The 17928-nt window shown below is 69.2% G+C and carries 16 protein-coding genes; 9 read left to right on the top strand and 7 right to left on the bottom strand.

The features are described from left to right. Positions 1 to 142 precede the first annotated feature (142 nt). From IEZ06_RS19630 to IEZ06_RS19620, 3 genes are all read right to left on the bottom strand, one after another. Entirely contained in the window at positions 143 to 361 is a 219-nt protein-coding gene (locus tag IEZ06_RS19630; RefSeq protein ID WP_189238162.1) for a hypothetical protein, read from the bottom strand. A gap of 257 nt (positions 362 to 618) precedes the next feature. Continuing rightward, positions 619 to 927, bottom strand: a complete 309-nt coding sequence (locus IEZ06_RS19625) for a helix-turn-helix domain-containing protein (RefSeq protein WP_189238161.1) — start codon at positions 925 to 927, stop codon at positions 619 to 621. Positions 928 to 1206: 279 nt separating this feature from the next. Next, the gene (locus tag IEZ06_RS19620) at positions 1207 to 2007 is read right to left on the bottom strand and encodes a transcriptional regulator (RefSeq protein WP_189238160.1); all 801 of its coding nucleotides are present in this window, start codon (positions 2005 to 2007) and stop codon (positions 1207 to 1209) included. Between the two features lie 111 nt (positions 2008 to 2118). Here IEZ06_RS19620 and IEZ06_RS19615 point away from each other — a divergent pair, with 111 nt between their 5' ends. From IEZ06_RS19615 to IEZ06_RS19590, 6 genes are all read left to right on the top strand, one after another. Further along, a complete protein-coding gene (locus IEZ06_RS19615) occupies positions 2119 to 2448 on the top strand; it encodes a hypothetical protein (protein WP_189238159.1) in 330 nt (109 codons plus the stop codon). 10 nt (positions 2449 to 2458) lie between these two features. After that, positions 2459 to 3121 (top strand): B3/B4 domain-containing protein, encoded by a 663-nt coding sequence (locus IEZ06_RS19610; protein ID WP_189238158.1) that lies wholly within the window; start codon positions 2459 to 2461, stop codon positions 3119 to 3121. 191 nt (positions 3122 to 3312) lie between these two features. Further along, on the top strand, positions 3313 to 6975 hold the full coding sequence (locus IEZ06_RS19605; RefSeq protein ID WP_189238157.1) for a multifunctional oxoglutarate decarboxylase/oxoglutarate dehydrogenase thiamine pyrophosphate-binding subunit/dihydrolipoyllysine-residue succinyltransferase subunit: 3663 nt from the start codon (positions 3313 to 3315) through the stop codon (positions 6973 to 6975). 111 nt (positions 6976 to 7086) lie between these two features. After that, positions 7087 to 7263, top strand: coding sequence for a DUF6104 family protein (locus IEZ06_RS19600; protein WP_189238156.1), 177 nt, complete (start codon positions 7087 to 7089; stop codon positions 7261 to 7263). Between the two features lie 138 nt (positions 7264 to 7401). Then, positions 7402 to 8199, top strand: coding sequence for a DUF4097 family beta strand repeat-containing protein (locus tag IEZ06_RS19595; protein ID WP_189238155.1), 798 nt, complete (start codon positions 7402 to 7404; stop codon positions 8197 to 8199). Positions 8200 to 8254: 55 nt separating this feature from the next. After that, positions 8255 to 8986 carry a PadR family transcriptional regulator gene (locus tag IEZ06_RS19590; RefSeq protein WP_189238154.1) on the top strand — a complete coding sequence of 244 codons (732 nt, stop codon included), beginning with the start codon at positions 8255 to 8257 and terminating at the stop codon, positions 8984 to 8986. Between the two features lie 204 nt (positions 8987 to 9190). Here the strand turns inward: IEZ06_RS19590 and IEZ06_RS19585 are convergent, their stop codons facing one another. Together IEZ06_RS19585 and IEZ06_RS19580 are read right to left on the bottom strand one after the other, a co-directional pair. Further along, on the bottom strand, positions 9191 to 10147 hold the full coding sequence (locus tag IEZ06_RS19585; RefSeq protein ID WP_189238153.1) for a zinc-binding dehydrogenase: 957 nt from the start codon (positions 10145 to 10147) through the stop codon (positions 9191 to 9193). Between the two features lie 35 nt (positions 10148 to 10182). Beyond that, entirely contained in the window at positions 10183 to 11688 is a 1506-nt protein-coding gene (locus IEZ06_RS19580; protein ID WP_189238152.1) for a TLP1 C-terminal extension domain-containing protein, read from the bottom strand. 319 nt (positions 11689 to 12007) lie between these two features. Here IEZ06_RS19580 and IEZ06_RS19575 point away from each other — a divergent pair, with 319 nt between their 5' ends. Beyond that, on the top strand, positions 12008 to 13159 hold the full coding sequence (locus IEZ06_RS19575; protein WP_189238151.1) for a trypsin-like serine peptidase: 1152 nt from the start codon (positions 12008 to 12010) through the stop codon (positions 13157 to 13159). A gap of 180 nt (positions 13160 to 13339) precedes the next feature. Here the strand turns inward: IEZ06_RS19575 and IEZ06_RS19570 are convergent, their stop codons facing one another. Next, positions 13340 to 13783 carry a PIN domain-containing protein gene (locus IEZ06_RS19570; protein WP_189238150.1) on the bottom strand — a complete coding sequence of 148 codons (444 nt, stop codon included), beginning with the start codon at positions 13781 to 13783 and terminating at the stop codon, positions 13340 to 13342. Continuing rightward, on the bottom strand, positions 13780 to 14076 hold the full coding sequence (locus IEZ06_RS19565) for a type II toxin-antitoxin system VapB family antitoxin (RefSeq protein ID WP_203872027.1): 297 nt from the start codon (positions 14074 to 14076) through the stop codon (positions 13780 to 13782). Before IEZ06_RS19565 ends, IEZ06_RS19570 begins: the two co-directional genes overlap by 4 nt. 553 nt (positions 14077 to 14629) lie before the next feature. On the opposite strand from IEZ06_RS19565, the gene IEZ06_RS19560 reads away from it, so the two are divergent. Both IEZ06_RS19560 and IEZ06_RS19555 read left to right on the top strand, forming a co-directional pair. After that, entirely contained in the window at positions 14630 to 16201 is a 1572-nt protein-coding gene (locus IEZ06_RS19560; protein WP_189238149.1) for a trypsin-like serine peptidase, read from the top strand. 206 nt (positions 16202 to 16407) lie between these two features. Continuing rightward, positions 16408 to 17574, top strand: a complete 1167-nt coding sequence (locus tag IEZ06_RS19555; RefSeq protein ID WP_189238148.1) for a trypsin-like serine peptidase — start codon at positions 16408 to 16410, stop codon at positions 17572 to 17574. Positions 17575 to 17928: the final 354 nt, after the last annotated feature.

Raw genomic sequence — 17928 nt, 5'->3', positions numbered from 1 at the left:
ACCCCGCCGGGCGGACGCCCCCCGAGACCAGGGCGGCCGCACTCCTCCGGCGGCCGCCCTGCCCGTTCCCCGGAAGGCCCGTCCTGCGACGGGAAGCACATTGACCGGTGGCAGCCCGGTCCCGCGACCGCTCTTCTCGGGCTCAGAACCTTCGCCGCACCATCTGGTCGATCGCGGCCATCAGATCCTGATCTTCGGTCAGCGGTGGCCCACCATCGTCACCGCAGCATGCCGGCTTCACCTGGCCCGCCTGGGCCCGATGTCCCGCACGTCCGGGCAGGTCGAACGCCTCCTCCAGGAACGCGTAGGGATCCGTGCGGTTGTCATGCCTGTCCAGAACCAGGAACACCACGGTGTCCACTTCAGGGAAGGAGAGGACGAGCCTCCACCCGTCGGACAGCCGGATCACGCAGAACCGCGGCCAGTTGCCTGGACCGGACAGACGGTAGTGCGCGGCGGCGCACCCCCGCCGTCCCACCTCCCGATACACCTGGACGAATGCCTCTCGCACCCGTCGAGGGGTTCCCGCGTCGCGTACGACCGCATCTACGCTCTTGGGAACCAGAACGGTGAACTTCGATCGCTCCTCACGGCCGCCGGATCGTGGGTTTCCCCTGCTCACCGACGGAGAAGCTCTGTCAGCTCGTTGTCACCGTACTCAAGGAGGTCCTCCGATTCCCGGGCGGCCTCCTGGGCCTGTTCGAGCAGGTCGCGATCTCTCAGCGCGTCGATGACGCGTGCCAGCCTGCGGCGCCCGGTCTCGCCCTCCTGCATCTCCCGGACGACGGCCACCGCCCTGGCCAGCGAGGTCGCGGAGACCTTGGTGACCTTCTCTCCCGGTACGGCCTGCAGAACCCCGTGCGCCACCCAGGAACGAACCGTGGGCACGCTGACACCGAGCATCTCCGCCGCGCAGGCCAGCCTCACCGCCGAAGGCTGAGGCCCTTGGTCATGCCGGAGCGACATCCGCCGGATCGTGGCCTGAAGAGCTCGATCCGTCGCGCGGCATCGGGCCAGGGACAGTAGATCGGCCAGGTCTTCCACAACCAGCCGGGATTGCTCATCACGTTCAGCCATATGACCAGACTAGCTCGCTTCTTTCAAATATCGAGCTTTTTTTGAAAGAACTATGGAAAGTGATCGCCATTTTCGATCATCTCGACAGCACCCCTGGAAACCGGCTCGTGCGGGCGCCGTCCCACCCGATCAGGTCAGGCCGCTACGCGCGGCCAAGGCGTGAAGCTCGGGCGGGACCGGACCGGTGCCGTACCGCATTCCCGAGATCAACGCGACGACCGAGGGGCGGCGGACCTCCTGAGGCGTGGTCCGTTCGGCGGCGAGGAGTGCGGTGACGGCACGGTCCCGGCGGCCGAACTGCTCCCAAGCACGTGCCATGTCCACGCACCAGCGAGCATGCCGTTCGGGAGTGGGCAGTAGACCGGTGTCCACCTTACGAGCATGATCGAGAGCGACTCCCGGCTCACCGAGCGCGGTGTGGATGCCGATGCGGTAGACGGCGACGTTGGCCGGCGTGGGAAGCCTGCCTCGAGCGGTGTGCTCCGGAAGGCGCGCCGTGGCCTGCTCCGCCTCCTCGATCAGACCGAGCGACTGGGCGCGGCGGCCGCTCTGGGCACAGGCGTAGGCAGCGGTGCACAACAGCGCGGCGTAGATCTGAAGGGTTTCGGGTTCAGGAGAGCCCCGATCGGCCTCAAGCCCGAGCGCCGCGCGAGTGAGCACGTCGACCGCACCGTCATGCCGCCCCTGACGGCGCATCGCGATCGCCACCGCGCGGGACGATCCGGCGATCGCGAACGGGTCACCCGAGACGGTCGCCGTATTGAGAGCTCGATCGGCGGCGACCCAGGCCATGCCGTCCTGATTGAGCTTGACGGCGAGCTCGCTGGTGAGCATGTAGGCGTCGGCGAGGTGGGCACGAGCCTGATCACGTTCTCGTCCGTCAACTTGTGCAACGGTCGCCTGAGCCATGGCCGCGACCTTGGGCAGCATGGCTGACAGGTCGTCGTATCGGCAGGCGTCGAATGCACTGCGAACCGCACTCACCGCCTTGCGCAGTAAGCCTCTATAACCCCCCTTCTATCACCAAAGCGGGAGGATTCCATGCAGGAAAGCAGGAAACGGCTCAGGGTCGTGCGGACGGTCGCGGCCGTGCTGGGCGGGGTGCTGGCCGCGGGTCTGGTCGTCGGCATCGCGGCCCGGCTGCTGATGCGTGCCGTCCTGCTCGCCGTCGACATGCCGACCTCCTTCTCCGTGGGGGGAACGGCGGCGGTGCTCGTCGCCTTCGCCGTGCTGGCCGTACCGGCCGCCGCGACCGCGACCGCGACCGCGCGTCCCGCGATCAGGCGTGCGCGGCGGCCGCTCCGGTGTCCTGAGGCCGCCCGGTCGCACCGCGAGCGGACGGGCACGCCCTCGGGCCCGGAGGAGTCCTAAACTGGCGGACGTGATCGAGGACATCTGGGTGGATCCGGCCGTCACCGAGCTCAGGCCGGACTTCGCGGTGCTGGCCATGGCGGTGTACGGCCTGCGCAACGGCCCGACGGACGACAGGTCCCGGGCGTGGCTGGCCGAGGCGGCCGACCGGGCGGTGGCGCCGGACGACCCGAAGGTCGAGGCGTGGCGGGACGCCTACCGGGCCTTCGGCGCCAAGCCGCAGCGGACCCGGCCGTCGGTGGACGCGCTGGTCCGGCGGATGCCGCTGCCGGAGATCAACCTGGTGGTGGACGCCTACAACGCGGTCAGCGTCGGCCACGGCCTGCCGATCGGCGGCGAGGACCTGGCGCGTTACGCGGGCACCGCCAGGCTGGTGCGGGCGGCGGGGGACGAGCCGTTCGAGGTGGTCGAGAAGGGCGAGCCCGCGATCGACCACCCGGAGATCGGCGAGGTGGTCTGGCGGGACGACCTGGGCGTCACCTGCCGGCGGTGGAACTGGCGGCAGTGCGTGCGGACCCGGATCACCGAGGAGACCTCCGACGCCCTGTTCCTGCTGGAGCGGCTGGCCCCCATGTCGCTGGAGGAGCTCCGGGCCGCCGGGAACGAGCTGACCGTCCTGCTGGAGGAGATCACCCCCGGCCTGCACGCCGAGACCCGCCTGATCACCGCCTGACACGCCCGGCAGGAGGGTGACCCTACTCACACCTTCCGGTCAGACCCCCCGAACGTGACCGTTTTCAGCTGTTCTGAGAGGATCGTTCCGGGGGCTGCGGCCAGACTGGCGCGGGCCCATGCCCAGGAGAGTAGCCTTGGACAGGTTCTCTTATCATCAACGCCGATCTGCGGAAGAGGGCGATTTCCGCCGTGTCGTCTGAGTCGTCGCGGACAAACCCGCTGGCAGCCTTCGGTCAAAACGAATGGCTTGTCGACGAGCTGTACCAGAAGTACCTCCAGGATCCCGAGTCCGTGGACCGTGCCTGGTGGAACTTCTTCGCTGACTACACCCCTGATTCCGGGTCCGGCAGAGCCGCGGCCCAGGGAACGGCTGCGGCCGCTCCCCCGACCCCCGCCACGGCCCCGGCCACCCCGGCCGCCGCGACGACCACCCCCACAGCGCCGAAGGCCCAGGCAGCCCCGGCGGACAAGCCCAAGCAGGAGACGCAGTTGCCCGCCGGTGCCGAGGAAGTCCGACTCCGTGGCGCGGCCGCCAGGACCGCGCTGAACATGGAGGCCAGCCTCGTAGTCCCGACGGCCACCAGCGTACGCGCCGTCCCGGCGAAGCTGCTCATCGACAACCGCATCGTGATCAACAACCACCTGTCCCGCGGCCGCGGCGGCAAGGTGTCGTTCACGCACCTCATCGGGTTCGCCGTCGTCAAGGCCCTCGCGGTCCTGCCGGAGATGAACCACTCCTACACCGAGGTCGACGGCAAGCCGGTGCTGGTCAAGCCCGAGCACGTCAACCTGGGCCTGGCCATCGACATCCAGAAGGGCGACACCCGCCAGCTCCTGGTGCCGTCGATCAAGGCCTGCGAGCAGATGGACTTCCGCCAGTTCTGGACGGCGTACGAGGACATCGTGCGCAAGGCCAGGGCCGGCAAGCTCGGCGTCGACGACTTCGCGGGCACGACGATCTCGCTGACCAACCCGGGCACCATCGGCACCGTGCACTCGGTGCCGCGCCTGATGCCCGGCCAGGGCACGATCATCGGCGTCGGCGCGATGGAGTACCCCGCCGAGTACCAGGGCGCCTCCCCCGAGACGCTCTCCCGCCTCGCGGTGAGCAAGATCATGACGCTCACCAGCACCTACGACCACCGGATCATCCAGGGTGCCCAGTCGGGCGACTTCCTGCGCCAGATCCACCGCCTGCTCCTGGGCGAGGAGAACTCCTTCTACGACGAGATCTTCGAGTCCCTCCGGATCCCCTACGAGCCGGTCCGCTGGGTCCGGGACATCTCGACCACGCACGACGACGACGTGGCCAAGTCCGCGCGCGTGCTGGAGCTGATCCACGCCTACCGGGTCCGCGGCCACCTCATGGCCGACACCGACCCGCTGGAGTACAAGCAGCGCAAGCACCCCGACCTCGACATCAAGTCGCACGGGCTGACCCTGTGGGACCTGGAGCGCGAGTTCGCCACCGGCGGCTTCGGCGGCAAGCCGCTGATGAAGCTCCGCGACATCCTGGGCGTGCTGCGCGACTCCTACTGCCGCACCATCGGCGTCGAGTACATGCACATCCAGAACCCCGAGGAGCGGGCCTGGATCCAGGCGCGGGTGGAGCGGCCGTACGACAAGCCCGCGCGCGAGGAGCAGCTGCGCGTCCTGGAGCGGCTCAACACCGCCGAGGCGTTCGAGACGTTCCTGCAGACCAAGTTCGTCGGCCAGAAGCGCTTCTCGCTGGAGGGCGGCGAGTCGCTGATCCCGCTGGTCGACTCGGTGCTCTGCGCCGCCGCCCAGGACAGCCTGGACGAGGCCGTCATCGGCATGGCCCACCGCGGCCGCCTCAACGTGCTGGCCAACATCGTCGGCAAGTCCTACGGGCAGATCTTCGGCGAGTTCGAGGGCAACCTCGACCCGCGCACCTCGCACGGCTCCGGCGACGTGAAGTACCACCTGGGCGCCACCGGCGACTTCGTCTCGCCCGACGGCTCCAAGCTCAAGACCTCGGTCGTGGCCAACCCCTCCCACCTGGAGACGGTCGACCCGGTCCTGGAGGGCGTGGTCCGCGCCAAGCAGGACCTGCTGGAGCGCGGCGAGGAGGGCTTCAGCGTCCTGCCGGTGCTCATCCACGGCGACGCGGCCTTCGCCGGCCAGGGCGTGGTGGCCGAGACGCTGAACCTGTCGCAGCTGCGCGGCTACCGCACCGGCGGCACCGTGCACATCGTGGTCAACAACCAGGTCGGCTTCACCACCAGCCCGGCGAGCTCCCGCTCCAGCGTGTACGCCACCGACGTCGCCCGGATGATCCAGGCCCCGATCTTCCACGTCAACGGGGACGACCCCGAAGCCGTGGTCCGGGTCGGCCGCCTGGCCTTCGAGTACCGCAAGGCGTTCCGCAAGGACGTCGTGATCGACCTCATCTGCTACCGGCGCCGGGGCCACAACGAGGCCGACAACCCCAGCTTCACCCAGCCGCTGATGTACGACCTGATCGACGCCAAGCGCTCCACCCGCAAGCTCTACACCGAGGCGCTGATCGGCCGGGGCGACATCACGGTGGAGGAGGCCGAGAGCGCGCTCCGCGACTACCAGGCCAAGCTGGAGAACGCCTTCGCCGAGACCCGCGAGGCGACCAGGGAGCAGACGGGCGAGTTCGCCCGCCCGACCGACCTGGAGGCCATCCCCTGGTCGCACGAGGACACCCCGACGGGCGTGTCCGAGGAGACCATCAAGCGGATCGTCGACACCCAGCTCAACCTGCCGGAGGGCTTCACCGTCCACCCGCGCCTGCTCCCGGTCATCCAGCGCCGCGGCCAGATGGTCGCCGAGGACCGCATCGACTGGGGCATGGGCGAGACCCTGGCCTTCGGCTCGCTGCTGATCGACGGCCACCCGGTCCGCCTGGTGGGCCAGGACTCCCGGCGCGGCACCTTCGTGCAGCGGCACGCGGTGCTCGTGGACCGCGTCACGGGCGAGGAGCACACCCCGCTCAAGACGTTCAACGAGGGCACCACCAAGTTCTACGTCTACGACTCGCTGCTCAGCGAGTACGCCGCGCTCGGCTTCGAGTACGGCTACAGCGTGGAGCGCCCCGAGGCCCTGGTCTGCTGGGAGGCGCAGTTCGGCGACTTCGTCAACGGCGCCCAGTCGGTCATCGACGAGTACATCACCGCGGGCGAGCAGAAGTGGGGCCAGCGCTCCGGCGTGACCCTGCTGCTGCCGCACGGCTACGAGGGCCAGGGCCCGGACCACTCCTCGGCCCGCATCGAGCGCTTCCTGCAGATGTGCGCCCAGGACAACATGACCGTGGCCCAGCCGACGCTCCCGGCCAACTACTTCCACCTGCTGCGCTGGCAGACGAAGTCGAACCGGCACCGGCCGCTGGTGGTCTTCACGCCCAAGTCGCTGCTGCGGCACAAGGCGGCGGTCTCGCCGGTCGCCGACTTCACGTCCGGCTCGTTCCGGCCGGTCATCGGCGACACCACGGTGGACCCGGCGGGCGTGCGCAAGGTCGTGCTCTGCTCCGGCAAGATCTACTACGACCTGGCCGCGGCCCGCGAGGCGCAGGGCCGTACCGACGTGGCGATCGTCCGCCTGGAGCGGCTCTACCCGTTCCCGGCGAACCCGCTGACGACGGAGCTGGACCGCTACGGGGACGTCGAGCTGATCTGGGCGCAGGACGAGCCGGCCAACATGGGGCCGTGGCCGTTCCTGGCGCTCAAGCTGGCCGAGAACCCCCACGTGTTCGGCGGCCGGCCGATCAAGCGGGTCTCCCGCAAGGCCAACTCGTCCCCGGCCACCGGGTCGCACTCCACGCACGAGGTGGAACTGCGCCAGATGCTGTCGGAGGTCTACGCCTGATCCGGGCGCCGGGGGCCGCGACGGCGGCTCCCGGCCCGGATCTTCGGAGTCCACCCGGGAGGTCCCCCACAGCACGGCTGTGGGGGACCTCCCGCTATCAGGAGGGAAACGATGTACTTCACCGACCGGGGCATCGAGGAGCTCGTCACCCGCCGCGGCGAGGAGGAGGTCGGCATCGGCTGGCTGGCCGAGCGGCTGCGCGAGTTCGTGGACCTCAACCCCGAGTTCGAGATCCCGGTGGACCGGCTGGCCACCTGGCTGGCCCGGCTGGACGACGAGGACGAGTAGCGGCGGGGAACGGCCGGCGGCGAGGCGGACGACACGGGAACGGCCCAGGACGGATCGGCTCCCGGCGGATAAAACACGATATATCTTGACCTCCCGAATGACGCGACATATCGTGTCTTCCACAAGGAGGTCACGGACATGCGTGAATGGACGGTCGGAAAACCCGAGCAGATCACGTTCGGCCCGGTGAGCGGGTTGAACGTGTGGATCGTGGCGGGCAGGCTGGCGGTGCTGGCCAGCGACGGCCCGCCCGCACTGGAGGTCACCTCCGTCGGAGACATCCCGTTGATCGTGACGCACGACGACGACGGCACGCTCACCGTCTCCTACAAGGACCTCACCTGGGACGGGCTGCTCAGCTGGCTCCGCCCCGGCCGCCGGGAGAGCGTGCTGACGCTCACCGTGCCGAAGGACTGCCCGGTCGGCGCCGGGGTGGTCTCCGCCTCGGCCGTCGTGGCCGGTTTCGAAGCCCGCACCGCGGTCAAGAGCGTCTCCGGCGAGGTCGTGCTCGACGGGGTGAGCGGTGAGATCAACGCCGACACCGTCTCCGGCCCCGTGGAGAGCCGCGGGCTGGTCGGCGACCTGTCCTTCAAGAGCGTCTCGGGCGACCTGACCGTCGCCCGGGGCAGGCCCCGCCGGCTGAAGGCCGGCACCGTCTCCGGCCGGATCACCGCCGACCTGGAGCTCCCGCCGACCGGCCACGTCACGCTGAACAGCGTCTCCGGCGAGGTCGTCGTACGGCTCCCGCACTCCGTGGAGACCGACGTCGCGATCCGCTCCACCTCCGGCCGGATCGGCACCGCCTTCCCCGGGCTCGACCGGGTGGACCAGCCCGGCAGGAAGGCGCTCACCGGCCGGATCGGCGGGGGCATGGCCTCCCTGTCGGCCACCACCGTCTCCGGCGACGTCACTCTCCTGAAGGGAGACCCTTCGTGAACGGCTCGTTCGACACCGGCCGCGCCTCCGGCACGGTCCCGGGCGGGAGGGCGTCATGAGCCCCGTCTTCGGCCACGGGCGGCTCCGGCTCTACCTGCTCAAGCTGCTCCAGGAGAGCCCCCGCCACGGCTACGAGGTGATCCGGCTGCTCCAGGACCGCTTCCTCGGCGTCTACTCCCCCTCGCCCGGCACGATCTACCCGCGCCTGGCCCGGCTGGAGGAGGAGGGCCTGGTCACCCACGAGGTCGTGGCCGGCAAGAAGGTCTTCACCCTCACCGAAGCCGGCCGCGCCGAGCTGGAGGCCAGGATGGACGAGCTGGCCGAGCTGGAGCAGGAGATCTCCGACTCCGTCCGCGACATCGCCCGCGAGGTCAAGGAGGACGTGCGCGACACGGTCCGGTCGCTGCGCGAGGAGCTCACCCAGATGGCCCGCGACGTGCGGCAGAGCGCCAAGCAGGAGGAGCGCGCGGCCAAGGACGAGTTCCGGCGGGCCAAGCGGGAGCAGCGCGAGGCCTGGCGGGAGCAGAAGGCCGAGTGGAAGCGGCACGGCCAGGAGTGGAGGCACGAGACCGAGCGCTGGCAGCGGGAGTGGCGGCGCATCTGGGCCACCGGCTTCACCGGGCCCGGTTCCTCCGCCGGCGACGACCGGCTCGGGCAGATGCTCGCCGAGTTCGCCGAGGAGGTCCGCGGGGACGCGGCGGGCCGGCAGGTCACGGAGGAGACGCTGGCCGCCGCGCAGGACGCGCTCTACGACGCGGCCCGCCGGATCCGCGACGCCCTGCGGTGATCCTCCTGATGCGGGCGGCCCCGCCCCTCCTCAGGGCGGGGCCGCCGCCCTCGCCGCCCTCGGCGCACGCGGCGCACATGGCCTGCACGGCACACTCGGCGCACTCGGCACACGTGGCCGCACACAGCGCGCCCGGCGTGCACGGCGTGCCCGGCGTGCTCCGCGCACTCCGCGGACCTCGCGCACCCGGTGACCCCGGCGCGCTCAGGGAGTGAAGACGACCTTCCCGAAGACCTCGCCCCCGTGCATGGCCGCGAAGCCCTCGCGGGCCTGCGCCAGCGGGAGCACCCGGTCGATCAGGGGACGGGTGCCGGTCTGCTCCAGGAAGCGGGCCAGCCGGGCGAGCTGGTCCCGGCTGCCCATGGTCGAGCCGACCACCGACAGCTGCAGGAAGAAGACCCGGTTCAGGTCGGCCGGGGGCACGGCGCCGCTGGTCGCGCCGGAGACCACGATCCGGCCGCCGGGGCGCAGTGACTTGAGGGAGTGGTCCCAGGTGGCCTGGCCCACGGTCTCCATGACCGCGTCCACCCGCTCGGGCAGCCGGGCGCCGGGCTCGAAGACCTGGTCGGCGCCGAGCTCCAGGGCGCGGGCCCGCTTGGCCTCCGACCGGCTGGTGGCCCAGACCCGGTAGCCGCCGGCCCGGCCCAGCGCGATCAGCGCGGTGGCCACGCCGCCGCCCGCCCCCTGGACCAGCACGGTCGAGCCGGGCTCCAGCCCCGCCCTGTCGAAGAGCATCCGGTAGGCGGTCAGCCACGCGGTGGGCAGGCAGGCCGCCTCCTCGAAGCCGAGCGCGGCGGGCTTGGGCACCAGGTTCCGCCGGGGCACGGCGACCCGCTCGGCGAAGGTCCCGTCGTGCACCTCCGAGAGCAGCGACCGCTTCGGGTCGAGCGTCTCGTCGGCCCCCGAACCGATCACCGAGTGCACGATGACCTCGTTGCCGTCCTCGTCGAGCCCGGCGGCGTCGCAGCCGAGCACGATGGGCAGCCGCTCCTGCCGGATGCCCACGCCCTTGAGGGTCCACAGGTCGTGGTGGTTGAGGGCGGCGGCCTTCACGGTGACGGTGGTCCAGCCGTCGGGGACCTCCGGTTCGGGGTGTTCGCCGAGCGTCAGCCCGGCGAGGGGGTTGTCGGGATCGGTCTGGGTTGCGGTTACGGCGAACATGGCCGCACCCTACGCTCCCGCCCTCTCCGATCCCCTCACCAGGTGGCGACGTTCACCGGCCCGTCGGGGGTCAGCCGGACCTCCCGGCCGACGAGTTCGACCTCCTCGGCCTCGGCGACCAGCCCGGAGTCGCGGACGACGGCGTGCGCGCGGGCGCCGCCCGGCAGGTCCACGACCAGGATCCCGCGCTCGGCCGCGCCGTCCCTGCCGTGCGCGACGGTGTAGCCCGCGACGGTCCCCGTCCCCTCGAAGACGTCGGCGATCGGCACGGGCCCGGCGACGTGCACCGGCCCGCCCGCCCCGCGCAGCGCCGCGAGCCCGTCGCCCCGCCCCTCCCGGAAGGCGTCGCCCGGCTCGGTGGACCAGACGGCCCAGGTGTGCTTGGTCAGGTGCATCCCCACCCCGGTGACCAGGCCGTGCCCCGGCGCTCCCGCCCCTTCCCGCAGCCGCTCGGCCATCGCCGCGGTGGAGTGCAGCACGTAGACGCTGACCGGGGCCCCGGCGTACGGCAGGCCGCCGGTGACCGTCAGCCCCCGCCCGTCCAGCGGGTCCAGGCCCGTCGCGGCGCAGGCCGTACGGAGGGCGACCGCGAAGCAGCTGTAGAGGTCCAGCGCGCCGATCCCGTCCAGGTCCGTGCCCGCCCGGTCCAGTGCGTGCCGGGCCGCGGCCGCCATCGCGGGGGACTCCCCCAAGGCCGGCCGGGCCGCCACCTCCCAGGTGTCCTCGGCGTACGCCCAGCCCCGCAGGTGGACGCGGCGGTCGCGATCGATCCCGAGCCGGTCGGCGAGCCCCGAGCTGACCATGATCACGGCAGCGGCCTGGTCGACGTCCATGAACGCGACGGTCCGCTTGGTGTACGGCCAGCCGACGACGCGGTTGTCCGGGCCCGGGGTGACGAGCTCCTCCGGCGTCCACGCCCGCCGGTGCCAGGCGTGCGGGTTGGCCGCGGCGACGCGGGTCATCGGGGCCATCATCCTGCCCCGGGCCTCCCGCTCGTCCCCGGCGGACTCCCCGGCCGCGGCCCGGCGCGCGGTCTCCATGATCGCGTAGGTGTGCACGGGCAGGAAGAGCTCGTGGGCCAACTCGGCCGGGTGCGGCGGGCGCTCCCAGCCGTAGGGCGGCCGGGGATGGGCGCGGTGGCTCCACGCGGGGCGCTCCCCCGCCCTGCGCAACGCCTTCCTCGTCGCCAGCGCCTCGCCCCCGACGACCAGGGCCGCGTCCGTCTCCCCGGCGGCGATCGCGGCGGCGGCCGCGCCGAGGAGCGTCTGCGGGGCCGTACCGCTCACCGTGGAGTAGGCGTGGTGGCGGGGTGCGGCTTTGAGGCGTTCGGCGAGCCGGGCGGCGGGGTCGTCGTACTGCCAGGACTCGGTGTAGACGACCTGGATCGAGTCGAGCCGCTCCAGCAGGCCGGGAGCCCCCGCGTCGGCGGCGGCCCGGCGGGCGACCAGCTCCCACAGGTCCAGCGGTTCCGGCCCCGGCTGCTCGCGGACGGTGTGCTGGGCGACGCCGACGAGGCAGGGGGTCCGTGGGTCCACGCTCATGCGGACATCAAACCAGAACGTCGTTCGGTTTGGATAGCGCGAAGTGCGCGGAGTTACCGGAGGAATGCACGTCGATCGATGATGCCGGTGATACGGAAGACGCCTTTCGAAGCCGCCGACAGCGGCCCCTGCCTGCGGATATGCCCATTCGTTAAATGATAGCGAATCGGCATTTCAATAACGGAAGCGCATCGGAGGGAACCGTCCCAGACTTTTTCCCGTCAATTCATGGCCTAACTCGTGATCCACTCAGTAGCGTTCCCAGCGTTTTCCTGGCGACGGGAAGTCCCGCCCGCCGCCGAAGACGAAAGGAGCTCCATTGAATCCCCGAGCACGGCGCCTCACCGTCCCCCTCACCGGCCTCCTCCTGGTCGCCGGAGCGATGGGCGCCACCTCCGCCGGCGCGAGCGCCGCGAGCACCACCGGCACCACGGCCGGCACCACCACCGCCGCCCCCTCCGACGTGGTGACGTCCACCGCGTCGGAGACCCCCGCCGAGGCGACCTCCTTCTGGTCGCCGGAGCGCATGCGCAGGGCCACCGACGCCACCGGCGACGTCGACCTCAGCGTCCGGGGCGGCAAGGCCTCCTCGGCGGCCGGGCCCACCGGCAAGGCCGGGGCCGTCCCGCCGAGCGGCCCGGGAGGCGGACCGACCACCAGGAGCAAGCAGGTCAACCTGCCCAACACGGTCGGCCGGGTCTTCTTCACGCTGCCCAAGGCGAACCCGCTGGATCCGAAGAGCTGGAAGTACTGCTCCGGCACCTCGGTCCAGGGCAGGTACCGCAACCTGGTCGCCACCTCGGCGCACTGCGTCTACGACGTGAAGACCAACCAGTTCTACGACAACTGGATCTTCATCCCGTCCTACTGGGACGGGAACCAGGCGTGGGACGGCAAGAACCCGTACGGCATCTACGCGGCCAAGTGGTTCAACGCGCACGACGACTTCGTGGTGAAGGAGGACTACGACTACGACTACGCCTTCGTCAACGTCCACTCCGGGTACAAGGTGAACTGGGAGAAGGACAAGGACGGCAAGTGGCAGCCGATCGTCAAGAACGTCGGCCGGCTCGGTGACAACGTCGGCGGCCAGGGCTTCGCCTGGAACCAGAAGGTGAAGAACAAGGTCTTCTCCTTCGGCTACCCGGCCGGGCCCCACCCCGACGGCGACAAGCCGTTCACCGGGCGCACGATGAAGTGGTGCTACGGCACCACCGGCGCCATGCCCGCCGCGCCGAAGTACAACATCCAGGAGCACGTCGGCTTCAGGTGCGCCTTCACCGCGGGCGCCAGCGGCGGTCCGTTCCTGCTGAAGTACAAGAGCGCCACCCGGACCGGCTACCTCAACGGCGTCAACAGCGTCGCCTGGGACACCGACAAGAACGACCGCTACGACCGCATCTCCTCGCCGTACTTCAACGGCGACACCTACCAGGTCTACAAGGTCGCGGCCAACCGCTGGACCAAGTAGCCCTCCTCGGGAGACGGCGCCCGGACCACCTGGGCGCCGTCTTCTCTGCTGCCCTCACCAGCGGATACAAGCTTTGACGCTTCTGACTGCCAGAGCTTATGTGCGCTCTCTGTCATGCCTGGAAGCACTACGGAGAGCAGGATGGCAATGGAACACCCCATGACCCCCGGCCCTGGTGGTTCAGCCGGCCGTTCCCGGAGTGGTGGCCAGACGGCGTTCCGCCTGGCCGGTCACCGCTGCGATGATCGGGTAATCCTTGTCCACGTGGAGCACCGTGGCACCGGCCTGCTCGGCGCATGCGGCAATGATCAGGTCTTGCACAGGCCGCCGCTGCTGCCCCTTCTCCATGAGCAGACGCTGCACATCCATCGCCCGATCCATGACCTGCGCCAGGGCCTCCCCGTAGGAGGGGTCCTTTCGATCAGGCAGCTGCTTCATCCCGAGCAGCCGGAACCGCAGCTTCTCGTACTCTGCCGGATTACGTGCGGAGTAGAGCATCTCCAGCATCGTCACATGGCACGTGGCAACACTGTGCTCGGTCAGGATGCCGTCGAAGTCCGCACGGGCCACCGGATCCTGCTGCCGCCACGCCCACGCCGACTTGTCGACGAGATAAAGGGTCACGCGACACCCTCATGCGCACCCGCCGGCCAGGCATCGTCCCGACCCAGAGGAAGGTCCAGTTCATCCAGCAGCGCTGCGACATTCTTCGCCGCCCGCCGGTATGCGATCTCCCGAAGAGCCGCGTTGACAGTGGCGACCTTGGTGCCCGTACCGAGTTCCTCAGCAGCAAGGGCCAGAGCTTCGTCATCAAGGTCTATAAGGGTCTTACTCACAGGAAGCCTCTCGACAGATATATCATCACTCAGGCTGATGATATATGGTCGGATGCGTTTTTGATATCCATGGGCAGTCATCCGTCGAAGACAGCACCAGCGCCCATGATCACCGAGGGGAGTCGTCTCCCTGCACCCCGTCCTGCGATCACACCATAACCACTTACGGCATTCGCCCGACTGCGGATCGACGCGAGATCACAAGCCGGAACGACCGCAAGTCCCTTCCGCCGCGAGGCCGGGAGACGGGCCGCCGGAAGGCCTCCCCGATGAAGCGCACGCTTGACAGGAGCCCACCGAGCACCGACCGGTGGATTGACCGTCGATTCGCGAAGCCCCGGATATGGAAGGCTCCATCCGCACCCCGGGGATACCGCACCCGAACAGCGAGCGGTTCGGAGTCTCCGCAGCTCAAGGCGGTCGCCTGGCGGGTCTGGCCGACGATTTCCGATGGGGAGCGGGTTGGACGCCGACCGAGATCTTTCGGTTCCGCCGATTCGGCAACGAAATCATAACGGTCCATACCGATGCCGGATTACTGCTCCTTTACACCATCTTTGCTGAGTACGGTCTCCTCTTGTCTCTTTACGTACGCGTGAGCCACCCGAGCGCTCATGACAAAGAAGGAGCTACCGTGAACCCCCGAGTCAAGCACCTCGCCCTCCCTCTGGGAGGTGCTCTCGTGGCCGCCTCCGTGGCGGGCGGCGCCTTCTCCGGCACCGCCAACGCCGAGCCCGACCTGAAGTCCGCGACACTCGCCCCGTCAGCCAACGCGCAGGCCATCGCGGGCTACTGGACCTCCTCCAAGCTGAAGGAGGCGAAAACCTACCTCGCCGAGTCCACCGCCACCGGCAGGCTGCGGGTGGGCGGCACCACGGCCTCCGCCGACGGCAGGCCCGGCATCGTCGCGCCGACCGGCGAGGGCGGCAAGTCCGCCGGCAAGTCGAGGAACGTCAACCTGCCCATCACCGTCGGCAAGGTCTTCTTCCTCGACGACAAGGGCCAGGAACGCTGGTGCTCCGGCACCTCGATCCAGTCGAAGTACCGCAACCTGGTCGCCACCGCGGGCCACTGCGTCTACGACACCGACACGAACAAGCCCTTCAGCAACTTCGTGTTCATCCCCGGCTACTACCAGGGCAAGGCCCCCTGGGGCATCTACGTCGGCGCCAGGGTCAACATGCACCACGACTTCGACGTCTACGAGGACTACGACTACGACTACGCGTTCGTCAACGTCTACAACGGCATCAAGCAGACGGGCGTGAAGGAGGTCGGCAAGTCCACGTACACGGCCGCCAAGGGCTTCAAGTACACCGAGGACCGGGCGATCTCCAAGGACGAGTTCGAGAAGGGCTACGAGAAGTACGGCGAGCTCGGCCCGTACTGGAAGAAGGCGGTCGACCCGACCGTCGAGCACGTCGCCAAGCCGGCCGACGCCGCGAAGTACATCGAGGAGTACGTCGCCACCGGCCGCAACGGCGTCAAGCTGACGGCCGTCGAGGTGGTCGAGAGCGTCTACGACAAGGCGCCCAAGGGCCTGGAGAACGGCAACAAGTTCGAGCGCAAGACCGTCAGGACGCCGATCAGCAAGGAGGAGTACGACAAGCTCGTCAAGCAGAAGGCGGACGGCGGCTTCCTCGGCAAGCTCGAGGCCACCAAGGACGTCAACGGCACCGAGATCGCCTGGTTCAAGTCCCAGTACTTCGTGAAGAAGTGGGTCAAGACCACGGTGAAGGAGCTGTACTTCCACACCCGGTACTTCGTGATCGTCATGGCCGACGCCGGCCGCCTGGGCGACAACGTCGGCGGCCAGGGCTTCAGCTGGAACCAGAAGCTGGGCAAGAAGGTCTTCACCTTCGGCTACCCGGCCTACGCCCACCTGGACGGCCACCGTCCGTACAGCGGGCACACCATGAAGTGGTGCTACGGCAAGACCGGCAACGCCCCGGACGTGCCGAAGTACAACGCCCAGGAGCACCAGGCCATCAAGTGCGCCTTCACCCCGGGCGCCAGCGGCAGCCCCTTCCTGCTGCAGTACAAGAACAGCAAGCGGACCGGATACGTCAACGGCGTCGTGAGCCTCACCATCGACAGCGACGGCAACGACCGCTACGACCGGGTCACCACCCCGTACTTCAACGGTGAGACCTACGGCATCTACAAGTCCGCCGCCAACCGCTGGACCGGGAAGCTCCCGAGCTGAGGAAGCGCGGCCCGATGCGGGGAGGGCCCGGTGGCCGCCGGGTCCTTCCCCGTCTTCACGGGGCTCTTACGCCCTGAGGGGCACGCTTGGCGGGATGACGATGTCGAATCGGATTCATACACCAAGCTGCCCAAAACCCAGTTGATCTGGAAAAATCACTCTTTACATCCCTTACCAAGTCTTGAACCCCTGGAAGGACCGCCCTCATGTCCCCCCGCGTCCGGCGGCTCGCAGTCACACTCGGCGCCTTGGTCGCCGCCTGTGTGACCATGCTGTCCGCCTTTCCCGGGGGTGCTGAGGCCAGTCCTTACGACGGGGTGCCGAACGGCGTCACGTCCATCAAGCTGACCCGCAACAGCGCGGACATGAAGCGGATCGCGAGCTACTGGAGCCCGGCGCGGCTCAAGCAGGCGCAGGACAACACCCCGGCGATCCCCGGAGTGAAGCCCAGTGAGAGCGGTTCCAGCCCGTCCCCGGCCTCCCCGACCCCCAGCGGCACGGGCAGGGCCACCACCGCTGCTGCGGCGGCGGCCGGAGAGCAGACGGTCGCCACCACCGCGACCACCACGGACTCCTCTCCGGTCATCGAACCCACTTCGCCGAAGAAGAGGGCCTCGGCCGTCGGCACCGCCCCCATCACCGTCGGGAAGGTGTTCTTCCGGATCGGGGGCAAGGACTACTGGTGCTCCGCCTCCTCGGTGGCCTCAGCCAACCGGAGCCTGGTCGCGACGGCGGCGCACTGCGCCTACGACGCCAAGTCGGCCAGGTCCGCCGAATACTGGATCTTCATCCCGGGCTACGACAGGGGCGCCACCCCGTACGGGATCTACGTGGGGCACTCCCTCAACCTGCACGAGAGCTTCGTCGGCAAGGGCGACTACGACTACGACTACGCCTTCGTCACCGTGCACGACGGCTTCCGGTGGAAGCCCGGCAAGACCGCCGGCTCCTACGAGATGGAGAGCGTCGGCAGTCTGGAGGACAACGTCGGCGGGCAGGGCCTGGTCTTCAAGCGGGGCCCGGGGAGATACACCTTCGCCTTCGGTTACCCCGCCGCCCCCTACCTCGACGGCACCAAGCCCTTCAACGGTCAGGAGCTGAAGTCCTGTGACGGGCTGACCCAGAAGAGGACGGCCCCGACCTACCTGGTCGAGTACGGCGTCGCACTGAAATGCGGGTTCACCGCCGGCGCCAGCGGCGGTCCCTGGCTGATCGCCTACGACACCGGGCGCGCGCTCGGCTACCTCAACGGCGTCAACAGCTTCGCCTGGGACACCGACATCAACAAGCGCTACGACCTGATCTCCTCGCCGTACTTCAGCCTGTCGACCTACGTCGTCTACCGGTACGCGGGAGGCCAGCACGTGGGCTGACCCGCCCGACCGGAGGAGAGAGGGGCCGCGACGATCCGTCGGGGCCCCTTTCGAGTTCCTTTAGACGTGCCGGACGCTGAATCGGTGCCACCTCTTCAGTGTGATCTGCATCACAGAGGTGTCGCCACCGAGAGCAGTCGATCGATTACGCAACATTGGCCACATTCGCCCCAACCTGAGGCCTAGCTGCAAAGACATCATGATCCACGTCCGAGGACGGCGGGACCTTCAGAGGTCGCCATAGGTCACGGAACGGTATCGGCGGATGTGACCGACTTCGCCGGTTCCCGAACGGCTTCCGTTTTTCAAGATCGGGCCTGTATGTTCCTGGCTATCCCTTTACTGACGCATGGG

This window comes from Planomonospora antibiotica (assembly GCF_014647955.1).
In the GTDB taxonomy this organism is placed as follows: Bacteria; Actinomycetota; Actinomycetes; order Streptosporangiales; family Streptosporangiaceae; genus Planomonospora; species Planomonospora parontospora.
Note: the sequence above shows the minus strand (reverse complement) of the source record. Positions and strands in the feature narration are given on the sequence as shown.

Excerpts from the sequence above, each read along its gene's own strand:
- IEZ06_RS19595 (WP_189238155.1), top strand. The coding sequence starts at position 7,402 with ATGCGTGAATGGACGGTCGGAAAACCCGAGCAGATCACGTTCGGCCCG.
- IEZ06_RS19585 (WP_189238153.1), bottom strand. The coding sequence starts at position 10,147 with ATGTTCGCCGTAACCGCAACCCAGACCGATCCCGACAACCCCCTCGCC.
- IEZ06_RS19615 (WP_189238159.1), top strand. The coding sequence starts at position 2,119 with ATGCAGGAAAGCAGGAAACGGCTCAGGGTCGTGCGGACGGTCGCGGCC.
- IEZ06_RS19600 (WP_189238156.1), top strand. The coding sequence starts at position 7,087 with ATGTACTTCACCGACCGGGGCATCGAGGAGCTCGTCACCCGCCGCGGC.
- IEZ06_RS19580 (WP_189238152.1), bottom strand. The coding sequence starts at position 11,688 with ATGAGCGTGGACCCACGGACCCCCTGCCTCGTCGGCGTCGCCCAGCAC.
- IEZ06_RS19565 (WP_203872027.1), bottom strand. The coding sequence starts at position 14,076 with ATGACTGCCCATGGATATCAAAAACGCATCCGACCATATATCATCAGC.
- IEZ06_RS19555 (WP_189238148.1), top strand. The coding sequence starts at position 16,408 with ATGTCCCCCCGCGTCCGGCGGCTCGCAGTCACACTCGGCGCCTTGGTC.
- IEZ06_RS19590 (WP_189238154.1), top strand. The coding sequence starts at position 8,255 with ATGAGCCCCGTCTTCGGCCACGGGCGGCTCCGGCTCTACCTGCTCAAG.
- IEZ06_RS19620 (WP_189238160.1), bottom strand. The coding sequence starts at position 2,007 with ATGCTGCCCAAGGTCGCGGCCATGGCTCAGGCGACCGTTGCACAAGTT.